This window comes from Streptomyces sp. NPDC021225 (genome assembly GCF_044332865.1).
Taxonomy (GTDB): Bacteria; Actinomycetota; Actinomycetes; order Streptomycetales; family Streptomycetaceae; genus Streptomyces.
In genome coordinates this window covers 1,053,990-1,069,453 of sequence record NZ_JBIRPV010000001.1, presented here as the reverse complement: position 1 = coordinate 1,069,453, position 15,464 = coordinate 1,053,990, and the positions used below count along the sequence as shown (strand labels likewise).

Annotated in this window: 14 protein-coding genes and 1 riboswitch; of the genes, 7 read left to right on the top strand and 7 right to left on the bottom strand. The window is 69.8% G+C overall.

The annotated features are described in order from the left end of the window. The first annotated feature begins 92 nt into the window (after positions 1 to 92). From ACH4S9_RS04950 to ACH4S9_RS04940, 3 genes are all read left to right on the top strand, one after another. Entirely contained in the window at positions 93 to 1,547 is a 1,455-nt protein-coding gene (locus ACH4S9_RS04950; protein WP_398369860.1) for a cytochrome P450, read from the top strand. Beyond that, on the top strand, positions 1,529 to 2,662 hold the full coding sequence (locus tag ACH4S9_RS04945; protein WP_398370513.1) for a cytochrome P450: 1,134 nt from the start codon (positions 1,529 to 1,531) through the stop codon (positions 2,660 to 2,662). The genes ACH4S9_RS04950 and ACH4S9_RS04945 overlap by 19 nt, the downstream gene beginning before the upstream one ends. 235 nt (positions 2,663 to 2,897) lie before the next feature. Next, positions 2,898 to 3,407: a GNAT family N-acetyltransferase gene (locus ACH4S9_RS04940; RefSeq protein WP_311722841.1), complete on the top strand. Its 510-nt coding sequence runs from the start codon at positions 2,898 to 2,900 to the stop codon at positions 3,405 to 3,407. Between the two features lie 110 nt (positions 3,408 to 3,517). On the opposite strand, the gene ACH4S9_RS04935 is transcribed toward ACH4S9_RS04940, so the two are convergent. From ACH4S9_RS04935 to ACH4S9_RS04925, 3 genes are all read right to left on the bottom strand, one after another. Then, positions 3,518 to 3,886, bottom strand: a complete 369-nt coding sequence (locus tag ACH4S9_RS04935; RefSeq protein WP_311722840.1) for a VOC family protein — start codon at positions 3,884 to 3,886, stop codon at positions 3,518 to 3,520. Positions 3,887 to 3,956: 70 nt separating this feature from the next. Continuing rightward, positions 3,957 to 4,517 (bottom strand): GNAT family N-acetyltransferase, encoded by a 561-nt coding sequence (locus ACH4S9_RS04930; protein ID WP_311722839.1) that lies wholly within the window; start codon positions 4,515 to 4,517, stop codon positions 3,957 to 3,959. Then, positions 4,514 to 5,776, bottom strand: a complete 1,263-nt coding sequence (locus ACH4S9_RS04925) for a Tat pathway signal protein (protein ID WP_398369857.1) — start codon at positions 5,774 to 5,776, stop codon at positions 4,514 to 4,516. The genes ACH4S9_RS04930 and ACH4S9_RS04925 overlap by 4 nt, the downstream gene beginning before the upstream one ends. 184 nt (positions 5,777 to 5,960) lie before the next feature. Between ACH4S9_RS04925 and ACH4S9_RS04920 the strand changes: the two genes are divergently transcribed. Beyond that, on the top strand, positions 5,961 to 6,452 hold the full coding sequence (locus tag ACH4S9_RS04920; RefSeq protein ID WP_398369855.1) for an ATP-binding protein: 492 nt from the start codon (positions 5,961 to 5,963) through the stop codon (positions 6,450 to 6,452). 31 nt (positions 6,453 to 6,483) lie between these two features. Further along, positions 6,484 to 7,500 carry an ATP-grasp peptide maturase system methyltransferase gene (tgmC, locus tag ACH4S9_RS04915; RefSeq protein WP_398369853.1) on the top strand — a complete coding sequence of 339 codons (1,017 nt, stop codon included), beginning with the start codon at positions 6,484 to 6,486 and terminating at the stop codon, positions 7,498 to 7,500. A 149-nt stretch (positions 7,501 to 7,649) separates the two neighbouring features. Here the strand turns inward: tgmC and ACH4S9_RS04910 are convergent, their stop codons facing one another. The 3 genes from ACH4S9_RS04910 to ACH4S9_RS04900 form a co-directional block, all read right to left on the bottom strand. After that, positions 7,650 to 8,273 (bottom strand): RraA family protein, encoded by a 624-nt coding sequence (locus ACH4S9_RS04910; RefSeq protein ID WP_398369851.1) that lies wholly within the window; start codon positions 8,271 to 8,273, stop codon positions 7,650 to 7,652. A 71-nt stretch (positions 8,274 to 8,344) separates the two neighbouring features. Then, positions 8,345 to 10,609: an LppP/LprE family lipoprotein gene (locus tag ACH4S9_RS04905; RefSeq protein WP_398369849.1), complete on the bottom strand. Its 2,265-nt coding sequence runs from the start codon at positions 10,607 to 10,609 to the stop codon at positions 8,345 to 8,347. Positions 10,610 to 10,643: 34 nt separating this feature from the next. Next, positions 10,644 to 11,990: a hypothetical protein gene (locus ACH4S9_RS04900; protein WP_398369847.1), complete on the bottom strand. Its 1,347-nt coding sequence runs from the start codon at positions 11,988 to 11,990 to the stop codon at positions 10,644 to 10,646. 153 nt (positions 11,991 to 12,143) lie between these two features. On the opposite strand from ACH4S9_RS04900, the gene ACH4S9_RS04895 reads away from it, so the two are divergent. Continuing rightward, entirely contained in the window at positions 12,144 to 12,896 is a 753-nt protein-coding gene (locus tag ACH4S9_RS04895; RefSeq protein WP_398369845.1) for a TetR/AcrR family transcriptional regulator, read from the top strand. Here the strand turns inward: ACH4S9_RS04895 and ACH4S9_RS04890 are convergent. After that, complete coding sequence (locus tag ACH4S9_RS04890; RefSeq protein ID WP_398369843.1) at positions 12,868 to 13,668, bottom strand: DUF5984 family protein; 801 nt, start codon at positions 13,666 to 13,668, stop codon at positions 12,868 to 12,870. The two genes, ACH4S9_RS04895 and ACH4S9_RS04890, sit on opposite strands and share 29 nt — an antisense overlap. A gap of 125 nt (positions 13,669 to 13,793) precedes the next feature. Further along, a riboswitch (cobalamin riboswitch) is annotated at positions 13,794 to 13,873 on the top strand. Between the two features lie 184 nt (positions 13,874 to 14,057). On the opposite strand from ACH4S9_RS04890, the gene ACH4S9_RS04885 reads away from it, so the two are divergent. Continuing rightward, positions 14,058 to 15,407 carry a prenyltransferase/squalene oxidase repeat-containing protein gene (locus tag ACH4S9_RS04885; RefSeq protein WP_398369841.1) on the top strand — a complete coding sequence of 450 codons (1,350 nt, stop codon included), beginning with the start codon at positions 14,058 to 14,060 and terminating at the stop codon, positions 15,405 to 15,407. The last annotated feature ends 57 nt before the right edge of the window (positions 15,408 to 15,464 follow it).

The following is a 15,464-nucleotide window of genomic DNA, read 5'->3' as shown; positions in this document are numbered from 1 at the left end:
TACGACGTCACCGCCTCACGGGATCGAGCCGGGCCCACCCTCACGCTGCCACTGTCATGCCCGGTTGATCCCCGCACCGCCCAGGAGTACGTGTGCCGACCTCCACCCCCGGCTCTGGTCCGACCCCGCCCCCCGGCTGCCCCGCGCACTCCGGCCAGAGCCCGGAACCGGGCCGCCCCGAGTCGCTGTACGGGCCCGAGTTCGCCGCCGACCCGTCCGCGATCTACGCACGGCTGCGCGCGTACGGGCCCGTCGCGCCCGTGGAGATCTCCCCCGGCGTCCACGCCTCGCTGGTCACCAGCTACTCCACCGCCCTGGAGGTCATGCGCAACACCGAGACCTTCCCCCGGGACCCGCGCCGCTGGGAAGCGCTCAACAACGGCACGGTCCCCATGGACAGCCCCGTCGTGCCGATGATGATGTACCGGCCCAACCCCATGTACACCGACGGCGAGGAGCACGACCGGTACCGCGGCGCGGTCTCCGACACCCTCAACCGGCTGAACCCGCACGCCCTGCGCACCTACGTCGAGGAGAGCGCCGACCTGCTCATCGACCTCTTCGGCCCCGAGGGCGAGGCCGAACTGCTCAGCGAGTACTGCGCCCGGCTGCCGCTGCTGGTCTTCAACCAGCTCTTCGGCTGCCCGCCCGAGATGAGCGAGCCAATGGTCAAAGGCATGACCGCGCTGCTGGACGCCAGCGAGGACGCGGTCGAGGCCAACGGCGTCCTCATCGAGACCCTGCTCGCGCTGATCGCTTTGAAGCGGCGCGAACCCGGGGCGGACATCACCTCCTGGCTGCTGGCCCACCCCGCCCGGCTCAACGACGAGGAGTTGGTCAGTCAGCTCATCCTCCTCCTGGGCGCCGGGGTCGAGCCCGTGAAGAACCTGATCTGCAACGCGCTGCGGCTGCTGCTGTCCGACGACCGGTTCGCGGGCGATCTGTCGGGCGGCACGATGCCGGTCGACGAGGCGCTCGACGAGGCGCTGTGGACCGACCCGCCGATCGCCAACTACGCCACCCACTTCCCGGTCCGCGACGTCACCATCGCCGGACACCGGGTGGGCAAGGGCACCCCCCTCCTCATCAGCATGGGCGCCGCCAACAACGACCCGCAGCTGGTCTCCGACCGCCGCGGCAACCGCGCGCATCTGGCGTTCGGCGCGGGCCCGCACGCCTGCCCCGCGAAGGACCCGGCGCGGATCATCGCCTCCACCGCCGTCGAGAAGCTCCTGGACCGCATTCCGGACATCGAGCTGACCGTCGACCCCGCCCGACTCCAGTGGCGCCCGGGCCCGTTCCACCGGGCCCTGGCCGCCCTTCCGGTCCGTTTCCCTCCCGTAGCCGCCAAGTACGATCAAGCGGGCGCCACCGCGACCGACCAGACCACCGGAGGCAACGCATGGAACCCCACCCCCGCCCCCTCGACAGACCCCTCGTCCTCGACCCCCAAGGGCGCGACGTCCACGGGGAGGGGGCGCGGCTCCGGGAACGCGGCCCAGCGACCCTGGTGGAACTCCCTGACCACGTGGTGGCGTGGGCGATAACCGACCCCGCTCTCCTCAAACGGCTGCTCACCGACGCGCGCGTCTCCAAGGACCCCCGGCTCCACTGGCCCAAGTTCATGGGCGGCGAGATACCCCCGACCTGGCCCCTGATCGGCTGGGTCGCGGTGGAGAACATGTTCACCGCGTACGGCGCCGACCACTCCCGGCTGCGCAGGCTCGTTGCCAAGGCCTTCACCACTCGCCGCACGGCCGCGATGCGCCCCCGTATCGAGCAGCTGGTGTCCGGCCTGCTGGACGACCTCGCGGCGGCCGGCCCCGACACGGCGGTCGATCTGAAGGCGGCGTACTGCCACACCCTCCCCATCGCCGTCATCTGCGAGCTGCTCGGCATCCCCGAGGGCGAGATGCGCGAGCGCGAGCTGGGGTACGTCGACACCATGTTCCGTACGACCGCGGCCCCCGAGGAGGCCGTTGCCGCCTTCCAGGGCCACGAGGCCCTGCTGCGTGAACTGGTCGCGATCAAGCGGGACAACTCCGGCGACGACATCACCAGCGACCTGATCTCCGTCCGGGACGAGGACGGCTCCCGCCTCAACGAGCAGGAGCTCGCCGACACCGTCGGCCTGCTCATCGCCGCCGGCTTCGAGACCACCGTCCAGCTGCTCGACAACGCCGTCCACGCCATGCTGACCCACCCCGACCAGCTCGCCCTGGTCCGCTCGTCCAAGGCCACCTGGGACGACGTGATCGAGGAGACCCTGCGCGCCCAGTCCCCGGTGGTCAACGTGCCGCTGCGCTACGCCGTCGAGGACATCGAGCTCGCGGACGTCACCATCAAGCAGGGCGACGCGATCCTCCTCTCCCTCACCGCCGTCAACCGCCACCCCGACGTCCACGGCGAGGACGCCGACCAGTTCGACATCACCCGCGCCGTCAAGGAGCACCTGGCCTTCGGCCACGGCGTCCACTATTGCCTGGGCGCCCCGCTGGGCCGCCTGGAGGCCCAGATCGCCCTCCCCGCCCTCTTCGAACGCTTCCCGGACCTCCGGCTCGCGGTCCCCCAGGAGGACCTGCTCCCCCTGCCCACGCTCATCTCCAACGGCCACCAGGCCCTTCCGGTGCACCTGGGCGGGAAGGCGGAGCCGACCGGCTGAGAGCCACCGGCCGTGGACGTCGCGGCCGTGGCTGTCACAGCCATGGCCGTCACGGCCCCTGGAAGGCGCGCAGCTCAGACGCGGTTGCTACGATCACTCCGCCGCGAGAGACGCGTGATCACGTGACGAGGAGGTTGATGAATATGGCCGCCGCCGGCCCTCATCGGCATGCCCTCGTCCGGCCCGCGCGGTAGCAGAGCGCGGCCCGGGTCGTTCCAACCACCAGGAGTGACACGTGTCTTCCACTTTCTCGACTTCTCGCGATGATCTGACCACCGACCGCCTCGTCCTTCAGAGGTGGAGCATCATCGAGGCCGCCGCGGTCATCGACAACACCAGGTCGGTGTACTGGGCGGACGACTTCCCCGCCGACGGCGACCGGGTGATCGCGAACCTCTTCGAGCAGCACCCCGACTGGCTCGGCGCATACGGCCACCGCCTGATCATCGAGCGCGACAGCGGCTTGACGGTGGGCTCGCTCGGCCTGTTCTGGCCGCCGAGCGAAGGAATCCTCGAAATCGGATACGGCATCGTGGCCTCCCGCCGCAGCCGGGGCTACGCCACCGAGGCCACCCGGGCCCTGGCGGAGTACGCCCTCACCGCACCGGATGTCCACACCGTCACCGCCTCCGTGGAGCTGTCCAACCCGGCCTCGCTCCGCGTGCTGGAGAAGGCGGGCTTCCACCGGTGGGCCACCGAGGAGAACCTGGCCCGCTTCAGGATCACGAGCACCGACCTCCGCTGAGCGGTGCTCCCACGGGGCCCGGCGGCACACCGACCGGGCCCCGGTACCAACAGTTCGGGTGCTACTGCCCCACCCCTCACCCGTAGTGTTCCCTGGTCGCGGTTGGCGCGTCAGCCGTGGCTGGTGTCGATGACGCAGAAGCGGTTGCCCTCGGGGTCCGCGAGCACGACGAAGTCGGCGTCGTCCGGATAAAGATCCCAGTCCACACGCTGCGCGCCCAGGGCCACCAGCCGCTCGACCTCCGCGGCCTGGTCCGCCGCGTCCCCGGCATACAAATCCAGATGGATCCGCGGATACTCCTGCACCGGCGTCCCGCTCAGCCCCAGCGACAGCTGGGGCCCGTCCCCTTCGCCCGGAACCAGCACCACCCAGTCGTCCACCGCCTCCTCACGCGGGACGTACCCCAAGGCCTCCATCCAGAACGCGGCAGCGCGCGGCACATCCGATACACCCAGCACGATGGATCCGATTCTCAGCATGCGCCGATTCTTGATGCCGCGGCGACGAGCCGAAAGCCGGGGACGGCCGCCCGGCATCTGGATCGGTGGCTCAGGCGATGCGCAGCGGACGCATCATGGCGGCGAAAACCGGAGAGTCGGGGAACGGCTGCTGCGTCGCGATCTGCTCATATCCCCACGCCTCATATACGGCTTGGAGACGGCCGTCTGCGATCAGCGGGTTGACCAGCAGCGTGACGCGCTGCTCTTTCCGTCCGGCGAGGAGTTCCTCATGAATATGGCGGGCGACACCGGTGCCACGCCACGATGCGCGAACGAGGATTTCGTTCAGAGCCAGCGTACGGGTACCCGTCTCCTCCACGTAATCGTCCGGTAGCGACGGCGCCATCCCCTCCCACCAAGCGGTATGGGAGCCGAGCGGCGTGGCGAAGGCGTAGCCCACAGGCTCCTCACCCTGATAAGCGATGACCGACTCCCAGCCGGGGCGCGAGGCGTAGCTGCTCAGCCGTTCGTCAAAGCGCTCGACTGCGTAGAAGGGCCGGTCCATCATGCCGAACCCGCCACGCACCTCGACGTGAATGTCGAGCAAGAGTTGCCGAACGTCCCTTACGTCCGTCACATGGCGGAAGGCAAGGCCACTGGTGTCGGTCATGCGATCTCCATCCTGTGGTCGCGCCAGGCGCGGGCTTCGGGAGTTTTGGGCGCCATGGCGTTCAACCGGTAGGTGAATTCGCCAAGCAGCTTGCGAACACGCCCTTGGTGAGCCATCTCCGCAGCCACGGTCATGGCGGAAGCAACGGCCGGTTCGATGTCGCCTTGGCCCAGCTGGGCGAGGGCGAGATTGGCATGGGTAAGGGCACGGTTGCGCTCGAGATCGGGACGTAGACGAGTCAGGCAACGGTGGGCGTGGTGTTCAGCCTCGGCCCATTTGCCGAGGCTGAGATGAGCGAACAAGGCCAAGCTGTCGAGCTCGGCTTGGTCGAAGAAGCGCATCCACGTGGGACGGGACGGAGAGTGATCGGCACGGTCAAACGCGTCTTGCGCCTGGTCAATGGCGCGCAGTGCAGCCCTGGCGTCCCCAGAGTCGGCGTGGTCGACAGCGAGTCGCGCCGAGGCGAGCGAGGTGAAGAGCGGGTCGCGTCGGGTAATCGCTGTGGCACGGGATGCCTCGGAGGCAGCCATGGCGTCGGCGTAACGGCCGAGCTGGCGGTAGAGGGACCCAGCGTGACCCCAGACCCTGAACTGGACAGTGGAGTCCCCCGCGAGCCCGGCCAGGGTGACCGCCTGGTTCAGATGGCCCTGGGCAGCGTCCAAACGTCGGCCGTCGATGGCAGCCCACATGGCGCTCGAGGTGAACGCGGAGGCGACAGCGTAGAGGTCGGAGCGGATTCGGCTTGATGCCGTCCCGCGCTGCTGGAGATCCAGGGTTTCCTGGGCAAGTGAAAGGGCGTGTTGTTCAAGTTGCGGGGTGCCCCCATAGCGGTCGTCCATGGCGACGACGGCGGCAAGCTTCTCGTTCAGGCGGTCAACGTCGGTGGAACCGAGGCGGCGCGGTGCTTCTATAGCTGACGTGGTGAGGCTCGCACCGGCGGCCGTCGCCGCCGTGAGGAAGGCACGTCGATACATCGGATCCTCCTCGAGTGAGGCGGGCGGGTCGGGTTGGCGCCCCCGAGGGCGGAACCCTAACTGCATCGATGTTCGACCGGTGACCCGCTCCAAGGCAACGCGCTGTCGCGCGTGCGGCCAGGTGACCTCCCCCGAGAGCCATCGGAAGACACCTCGCTCGGTGCACGTCCCGTACGAACCCGTGAACTCAGCGATAGCCGAATTGACCTGCGTCGCGAGCCCATTGGCGCTCACCCCGTGCTCGGCCATCCAGGCGGCGAGCACCTCATTCCGTGTTCGCGTCATGACAGAACGTTAAGGGGTGGCCCCACTCGCCGGGGGATACGAATGGGTCAAAACGACAGGGTCGGGCCCTGAGGCCTTGCCGAGACCGGCATACCCTCGCCGCAGTTCCTGCCGGTTACCTGGACAAGCGCGGACACGGTGGCGCCCTTCGCCACCACCCTCCGCTCCCCAGGAAGGACCGACGATGCCTCCGAAGCCCTCCAGCGACACCGTGGCCGCCGGACTCACGGCCAACCAGCACGTGCGCCCCGCCGCGACCGGCCGCCCCTCCTACAGCCAGAGCATGCTGTCCGAGGCAACGTCGGCCATACGCGCCCGTCGCCTGGTGCGGGCGGCGTGCACCGCGTGGGGGCTGCCGGATCTCGCCGTCCCCGCAGCGCTGATCATGTCGGAACTGGTCGCCAACGCCGTCATGCACAGCGGCAGCCGCTGCCTGCGCGTCACCGTCTCCCGCCCGGGCCCACGCTGGGTCCGGGTCGCAGTCACCGACAAGTCGCGTGTTCTTCCCGCGCCGCGCACGGCGGACGCTGACGACGAGAACGGACGGGGCCTCGCCATCGTCGAGGCCGTCTCCGACCGGTGGGGGCACGGACCGGCTGCCCTGGGGGAAGCGTGTATGGGCCGAACTGCTTATCGAGCAGGAGCAGTAATCGGCACTTCGACCAACGCGCACTAAGCAAGAACGCACAACACCAGCCCAAAGTGGCGTGCGGGAGGACGGCCCGGGCCCCACTGCATGGCGTCCGGTCATGCCGGACGACGACCGTTGGCTGGAGCGCGCCTACGAGGATGAGTCCCTGGTGACACAGATCGCGGGCACCATCCTGCCACAAGACATCCGCGGAGCGATCATGCGCGCTCCCACCTCCTCCAGCACGATGCCGAGCCTGGTCGTACGGATGTTGGAGGAGCTTGTGGTCGAGGACGGGAACAGGGTCCTGGAGATCGGCACGGGAACCGGGTATTCGACCGCTCTTCTCTGCCACCGGCTCGGCGACGATCTGGTGACCTCGGTGGAGGTGGACCAAGAGGTGTCCGGTCGGGCCAGTACCGCGCTGGCTGCCTGTACGTATGACCCGGAGCTGGTGGTCGGCGACGGCTTGTCCGGGCACAAAGGCGGCGCCCCTTACGACAGGACCATCGCCACCTGCGGTGTCCTGGACATCCCCTGGACTTGGATCGAGCAGACCCGGTCCGGTGGAACCGTCCTGGCCACGGTGTGCGGCTGGCTGTACTCCTCCGAACTGGCGCGGCTGACCGTCCACGGCGACGCCACGGCCACCGGCCGCCTTCTGGGCGGGCAGGTCTCGTTCATGCTGGCCCGGCCGCAGCTACCGCCTCCACTCGGATTGCTGCCCGACTTCGCGGGCGGGGAGGAGCGCCGAGCCGTTCTCGGTCCCGACGCCCTCACCGCCGACTGGGCCGCCCGGTTCGTCGCCCAACTCGCCGCGCCCCGGGCGCAGCAGTTCAGCATGGCCGACGGTGGACGCTCGGAACACGTCCTCATCGACGTGGGGTCCGGGGCGTGGGCGGTGCTGCGGGAGGCGGGTGGGGGCTGGACCGTACGGCAGGGCGGCCCTGCCCGGATCTGGGATGCGGTGGAGGAATACGTCGTCCGGTGGCGCAGCGATGGCGCGCCCGGGTTGGAGCGGTTCGAGATCACGGTGACACCGGATGGGCAGAGCATCACATGGCCCAGCAGGCGGGGCCCGTCCGGTGGGTAAGTCGCGGCTCCCCACCCGCTCATGGGAGCCTCCCGCGCTGGTAGTGGGCGGCCGCGCCCGAGAACAACGTGTCGTCCCACGTCCAGCCCGTGACTATGCTCCCGCCCTCACATTTCGCAGAGATGCGTACTTGTCCCGACGACGGCCGTTCAGCCCTTGAAACCCTTGTCGTTCAGGATCTTGTCGATACGGGCGCGGTGCGCCGCCTCCCAGGCGTCGAGGGATTCCCCGGCCTCCTTGGCCAACTTCGCCCGCGCGGCGCGCAGCACCTCGTCGTGTCGGGCGTGGGGAGTGACCACGATGCCCTCCTCGTCGGCCACCACGATGTCACCGGCGTTGACGTCGACACCGCCGCACCGCACCTGGACATTGAGCGGCTCGGCGGCCGCCTTGGTGCCCGGGATGGGGATGACTCCCCGGGCGAAGACGGGGAAGCCCATCTCGCGCACCTCGCCGATGTCGCGTATCACTCCGTCGAGCACGAACGCCGCGATGCCGCGGCGCTGCGCGACGGCGCAGACGTTGCCTCCGGCGAGCGCGTAGTCCACGTCGCCCGACTCGACGACGACGATCGAGCCGGGCTCCGCGCGGTGGATGGCGGCGTGGAGCATGAGGTTGTCGCCGGGAGGGCACCGCACGGTGAACGCGGGGCCGGCGACGCGCGGGATCGGGGACCAGAGGGGGCGGATGCCGATGTCCATGACCTGCGCGCGGCCCAGGATGTCGGCGAGGGTGGTCGGGGGGATGCTGCGGAAGTCGCTGGCGTCGGCCATGGTCTGCCTTCTTTCGCGGGCGGGGGACGGCCCGCCGGACCGTCCCCCGCCATGATCTCCCACGACGGTGGTCAACGGACCGGCTCGTTGTGCGGCGTGAAGTCCTCCAGGGACGGGGTGGACGCCAGCGCCCCACCGCTCCAGCGGACCTGGTTACGGGCGGTGCCGCCCGAGGGGCAGCAGCTCGGGTCGCTGTCCTTGAAGATGGGGCGGGCCAGGGTCACCGTTCTGCCGTCCTGCGCTTCGATGGTCATCGCCCCTGGTCCGCTCGCCTGGCCCACGAAGCGGTTTCCGTGGAAGAAGAACACGGCCGCGCAGTTTCCGTCGTAGCTGCCCGTGCACATCGCCCTGACGGCGCGCAGCGGGCCGGGGAGAGCGCCGAGCTCGTCGGCTGTGATCTCGGGGGTGTAGTTCGCGTTCTCCATCAGCCGCAGGGCGGCGGCCGCGTCCAGCTTGTCCTGGTTCACAGTTGGTTGCCCGGTGCAGCCGACGAAGGAGAGCAGCGCGGCCGGGGGCTTCATCCTGCGGAGGGTTTCGCAGTCACGGAGCCAGTCGGGGTCGTACGGGTCGTCCATGACGGGCAGCAGATGAACGGCGGGGTAGAAGTGGCGGGCGTTGCGCTTGAAGACGCTGATCGTCACGAAGTCCGAGGCCGGTTCGTCGGACCAGGTGACGGCCGCCCATCCGGGCCAGCACGTCGACTGGCCCAGATGCGCCTCCGTGTCGTACTTGGCGATGGCCTCGAGCTCTGTCTTCATCCACGACCGGGAGGGGCAGGCCACCGCCTTGTCGGGGTCGGCCTTCTTCACCTTGGCCTTGACTTCGCCCGGGGCCGACTCCCAGATGGTGGTGGGTTTGGCGATCGGGAACGAGACGTCGATGCTGCGGGGCGGGGGAAGGTTGGGATCAAGGCCGAGGTTGCCCGGACCGAGGCTCATACTGACCGTCACTTCCGGAAGGAACTTGACCTTGGCCGAGTCATGGATGACATCGATCCTGCCGTCAAAGACCAGTGCCGTTTCCAGGTCGATCCCGGCCACCAGGACTTCGATCACGGGGCTCACCTTCAGGCTGATCCGGACGCCGAGCTTTGCCCTCGCCCCCAGTCCGGCCGCCGAAGGCATTTTGCCCGTGGCCTTCGGAGGCCAGCCAGTGGCGCGGGCCGACGGCTTCCGGAGGAGGTTCAGCTGCGTGCTCCCCCGATAGTCCAGGGGACTCTCGATTTCGAGCTTCGCCCCCGCATCGCCCTTGATCTTCCCGTTGAGATAGATGGCGACCTCGGGGTCCAGGTTGAAGTACCCGACCTTGAGGAGCTTCGCGGTGACGTGGGGCACCCGAAACTTCGCGAATTCCCAGTCGAAGCCGCATGACGCGCCCACCGGCGAGCCCAGGGTCAGTTTGTGTCTCTGCTGCACCTGGACGTTCATACGGGCCCAGGCCCCGTCTTGCCGGTTCCAGCCGAAATCGGAACCCGCCATACCGAATTTCAGCGGACCGTGCTCATATTTGACGAGCGCCAGCGAGCCGCTGCATTTCATATTGGAGAGCGCGCCCTTCCCTCTCCAGGTGTCCACGCCGATGGAAACTTCGGGCTGAAAACCCTCAGGGTCGGGACTGGACGACGCGGGCGCCTGCGGCATTTGATACGACGCGGGCTGCATCTCGGTCTTCGTTCCGCGTGCGGAGTCCGGCGGGTCCTCGACCCGCAGCACGGCCTTGGGCATCGCCTGCTGAAGCGTGGCGTCCTTGGTCCGGACGACGATCCGGTCCTTCTCCCGGGTCACCCCGCGCACCTCGCGCACCAGCCCCCGCGGCGTCCGCTCGCTCTCCGCGGCGACGACGAAGTCGCCCTTCTTCAGCTTGCGCGCCGTCGCCGAGCCCGCGGCGAAGACCAGCTCCGACGTGCCGGGGCGCTTGAGGAGTCCGGAGTCGGCGGAGTCCGGGGCACTCAGGACCGTGGTCCTCTCGGAGAGGGCCACGGCGTAATCGATCACCGCCCGCTCGGTTTCGCCGCCGTCCACCGTCCAGGTCGTGGTCTCGTCCGCCGTGTAGTAGACGTTTCCCTTCGCGTGACTGGCCTTCGCCGTGATGCGGTAATCACCGGGATCGACGGAGAACGTCTTGTCGCTCGTCAGCTCTTCGCTGAACCCGTTCGCCCCGCTGATGTGGAGAGTGAAACGCGCTTTGGCGGGAAGGCCCGTGACCTTGACGGCCAGTTTTCCCGGTCGGCTGGCCGCCATCTGCCACGCGGTCAGCAGGCCGGCCGCGACGGCCAGCGCGATCCCGACCGACAACAACACCCGCAACGACCGCCCGCGCGGCCACCATTTCGACATTCGATGCCCCCGTTGTGCTCTGCTCGCGCGCCGACTACTGGAAATCGCCGGTCTGGAAGTTTCCGCGGAGCACGAAGTCGTCCCCCACCCCCTGCGGGAGCGGCCCCAACTCCTCCGGCCTCCCGGGCGACGTCAAGCCGGCCCGATACAGCTTGACGTCGCCGTCGTCCAGGACCTCTTTCGATGCGATGTAGAGGTATTGACGGTCCGTGGACAGGGCCACGGAAAGAATCTTGTTGTCCGTCTCGGGGGCGATCTCCGCCTTCACCTCGGCCGCCAGCGGGCCGTCGGGCTTTCCCCCCAGCTCGCTCGCGTCGGCCCGCACGGTGAAGAAGGCGGACGCCTCCTCGCAGAGGACGTCGTCGGCGTTGATCCAGGCCACGGGGTCGCAGTCGCGCACATCGCCGCCGTCGCGCACGACCATCTGGTCGGTGGGGTCGCCGAAGACCGTGTCGTCGTCGAGCCGGTCCATGTGGGGAGCCAGGAGATCGAGGTCGAACCCGTCATACGAGTCGATGCCGTCGATGATTTTGCCGGGGGAGACGGCGAACTTCCCGCTCGGGTGAATGAGGCGCGGACAGGTGACGGCCGTCGAGTTCACCGGGCGGTAGAAGCCATCGTTCCCGGATCGCTCGTCATGGCAGGCCTTGCTGATCGGGTGCCGGGTCAGACGGCCGCTCTCATCCGCCGAGTAGTACACCTGCTCGTCCCGCAGGAACCACAGCGATCCGTCCGGGGCGAATCCGGGGAACCCGTCGGAGTGCGTCTCCGGGCTGTAGCCCCCTTTCTGCGCGGCCTCGGTGATGTCCGTGAACTCCCCCGTGGTCAGGTCCAGCCACCCCACATGCGAGGACGTGAGGGCGCCCGCCTCGTCCGTGACCACCTCGACCGCGACGCGCCGGCCGTCCGGGGAGACCGGGCTGACCCCCAGGTCCGCCGCACTCTTGCCGTACTGCGGCTTTCCGCAGAGGCTGCGCACGAACGCCCGCTCCGCGTCCCCCTCCTCGGCGATCTCGGCGAGCCGGGCCAACAGCGGCTCCTCGGAGTACGTGGCGACGCGCTTGCTGAACGTGGCGTCGAAGGCCGCTACCTGCTCACCCTTGCCGTCATCGTCGTCCCAGCAGATCACCGGCCCGGTGGCCGAGGTCACACGGGAGAGGTCTCGCATCGCCGCGGCGAGCCCGGATCCCTCCGCTTCCGCCGAATCCGTCACGTCCGCCCCGGACTTGCGCCCACTGCCGTCCGAGGCGCCGGATCGCCCGGAGCCGCCCTTTCCCGGGTCGTCGGACGCGCCGCACGCGGTCACGCCTCCCACCGCGAGCACGGTCGCCGCCGCCACCGCGACCCACCCACGCACCCCGGGCGCATACGCCTTACTCACTCAGCTCTCCGCCTTCCCCCGAACGTGACTGCCCTTAGAAGCGAGAATAGTATTAACCATGCAACGCACCTTCACGGCAAGTCGGTTGCCCCGTGCGCCCGACCGCCGATGAAGGATCATTGGGGCGCACCCCACCACGACAAGGAGGCGACGGTGTCCGGCACAGACGGAGACGGAGGCGAGCGCGCGGCAGGGCTGACGCGGCGGGAGCGGCTGCGCGTGGAGCTGGAGCGCGATGTCAGGGCCGCCGCCCGCCGGATCACCGCCGCGGAGGGCATCGAGGGGCTCACCGTCGCCGCCGTGGCCCGCAGCGTCGGCGTGACCTCACCCGCCCTCTACCGCTACTTCGAGGGCAGGAACGGGCTCATCCGCGCCGTCTACGACGACGTCACCACGGAGTTCATCCAGACCGTCGACCATGCGGTGGGCCGCCAAGACCCCGATGACGTCAGCGCGCAGCTGCACGCCGCCACCCGTGCCGTGCTGGACTGGTCCGTGGCCAACCCGGCGGAGTTCAACCTGCTCATGGGCGCCGGCTACCCCTCGGCGGCCAAAACCGCGGACGACATCCCGCAGGTCATATCGCGTGAGCTGGGCGGGGTGTTCGGACGGGGATTCACCCGGCTGTGGCGCGAGGGGAGGCTGGCCTGCCCTGCGGACGACGAGCTCGATCCGGCGCTGGTGGCCCAACTGCGGACCTACCGCAAGGTCATCGGCCTCGAAGTGCCCCTCGGCGTCGCGTTCCTGATGCTCACCTGCTGGCGCCAGATCTACGGCATGCTCTGCCTGGCCGTCTACGGCCATCTGTCCTACGCCCTGGACGACCCGGTTCCGCTCTTCGAGGACATGATGGACCGTCTCCTCGGCATCCTCGGCCTCACCCGCAGTCCTCGCCTGGTGATCTGAGGAGCGCCACCGCGCCCGCCCGTACGGCGGCCCAGTCGGTGGCGTACTCGTACTCCCGGGTCCGCCGCAGCCACCCCGCGCGGTCCTGGTGCTCGCGGCGCAGCTGCTCCAGGTCCAGCTCGACGCCCGGCGGCGGCCCCGCGGCCGCCAGCTCGCCGATCCGCTGTTCCATGGCCTCCAGCAGCGCACGGTCGAGCTCGCCGACGGCGGCGACGAAGGCACTGGTCGGCACGGTCACCCGGCCCGTGTCCGGCACGGCGAACTCGATCTCGTCCTCGGGATCGGACCGATGCGCCCAGCTGACATGCATGACATCGCGTTCCCCGGCGACGGTCCGCCAGCAGCGGATGTCCGGCGCCACGCGCAGATACCCCGTGTTCAGGTCACGGTCGCTGTGCCACCCCACCGCGGCGTCGATCTGCGGAGTGTCCTCCCAGTGCCAGTCGGAGGAGTCGCGGGCCACGAAGCCGGCCAGGTCCTCGGGTACGGGCTCGAGCGCCGCCGGCAGGAGCGCGAGCAGGTCCTCCCAGAGCCGGACCACGTAGTAGTCCGCATACGGATGGGACGGGCCGGCGCCTTCGCCGTCCCCGCCGCCCCGCAGCCGCCGCACCGTGCGCTCGGAGTAGCGCAGCAGCTCATGCTCGCCGAGGTCGATGACGTACCAGCCGTCGGTCAGCCCGAACCAGTGCAGTACGGGACGCTCGCGCCGCCCCCACGGCCGCACATGCTCCAAGGGGGTCAGGCCGAAACGGAACCGGATGTCCTGATCCATAGGGAGAGTATGGGCCCGCCCTACAGCCCGCCTCCCAGCCCACCCCCAAGGGCCCGACCGCCGTGGTCCGGCCCCGGTGGGCGCCGGATAAGGTATGCGTGAAAACTTCATCCGCGTCCGATCGGGGGAAGCCGGTGAGATTCCGGCGCTGACCCGCAACCGTGAGTACGGGCTGTGTGCCGCAGGGCGTACGAGCCGGGACACCTGGTCGGGCGCACCGCAGGCTCCCGCCGCCGGCCCGCCCGGCGGCGGCACCGTCGAGGTATGCGGAGCTGAGCCCGGTGTCATCGCGTTCGCACGTCCCTCGGCGTGCGGGGTGGTCGGCCGTGCGCGGCCGCGTACCGCTGCCCAGCCACCGCCGAGACCCCCGACCGAGAGGCACCGTCGCCATGAACGTACGCCGCAGCGCCACGGCTCTGGCCGCCCTGGCCGCCCTGTGCACGGCCGCCGCCCCCGCCGCGTTCGCCGACGCCTCGCCCTCGCCCAAGCCGTCCGGCTCGGCGGCGCTGCCCAAGGGGCTGTACGGCGCCAAGGACCCGAAGTTCGACGGGGTGTGGCGGCAGTCGCTCGCGCTGCTGGCGCAGGACGCGGTCGGGGTCACCCCGGCGAGATCGGCCATCGACTGGCTGGCCGGCCAGCAGTGCGAGGACGGCGGCTTCGCCGCGTACCGGGCCGACGCCTCCGCCGCGTGCGACCCGAAGAAGGGCGAGTTCACCGACGCGACAGCGGCGGCGGTACAGGCGCTGGCCGCGGTCGGTGGGCGCAGTGCCGCGGTCGAGAAGGGCGTCGGCTGGCTGAAGGAGAGCCAGAACGACGACGGCGGCTGGGGCATGAACCCGGGCAGCCCGAGCGACGCCAACTCCACCTCCGCCGCCGTCGGCGCCTTCGCCGCCGCGGGCCAGGACCCGAAGCAGGTGAAGTCGGCCAAGGGCGGCCGGACGCCGTACGACGTGCTGCTCGGCCTCCAGCTGGGGTGTGATGCGAAGGAGGGGCAGCGCGGGGCGTTCGCGTATACGGCGGACAAGGGCAAGCCGGTCGCGAACGACCTGGCGACGACGGCCGCCGCGCTGGCCACCGAGGGCAAGGGCTGGGTCTTCGAGCCCGCGGGCAAGGACGCCGGCAAGGCCCCGGAGCCGCTGGACTGCGGCTCGGGCAGCAAGGACGGCAAGGACGACAAGAGCGACAAGAGCGACAAGAGCGGGAGCGCCAAGCCGGCCAAAGTGACCGAGGCCGCGCGGGCCGCCGCCGCGTATCTGGCGGACACCATGGCCGGGCACGGCAGCCATCTGCTGTCCGCGATGCCCGGCGCCGAGGACCAGCCCGACTTCGGCGGCACGGCGGACGCGATAGTAGCCCTGGCCGCCGGGGAGCACAGCGCGACCGCGGCGAAGCCCCTCCAGTGGCTCCAGAACGAGAAGAACGGCGCGCTGGCGTGGGCGAAGGGCGACCCGGGGGCGCTGGCCAAGCTGGTCCTCGCGGCGCACGCGGCCGGGGCGGATCCGCGCAGCTTCGGCGGCGTCGACCTCGTCCAGCGGCTGAACGCCACCGGCCCGAAGCCGGAGTCGGTCTCCGCGTCCGGATCGCAGGCCGACTCGGATGAGGGCAAGGACAAGGACGGGGAGAAGAAGGACGACGACAAGGGGGGTGTCGGCGGCGTCTGGTGGACGGTGGGCGTCTTCGCGGTGGCCGGCATCGGCATCGGCTTCCTGCTGAGCGGCCGGAAGAAGCAGCAGCTCTGATGGGGCTGCCTCCCGCCGAGCGACCCGAACCCGCGCCGGCGGCCCCAAGGTCATCGG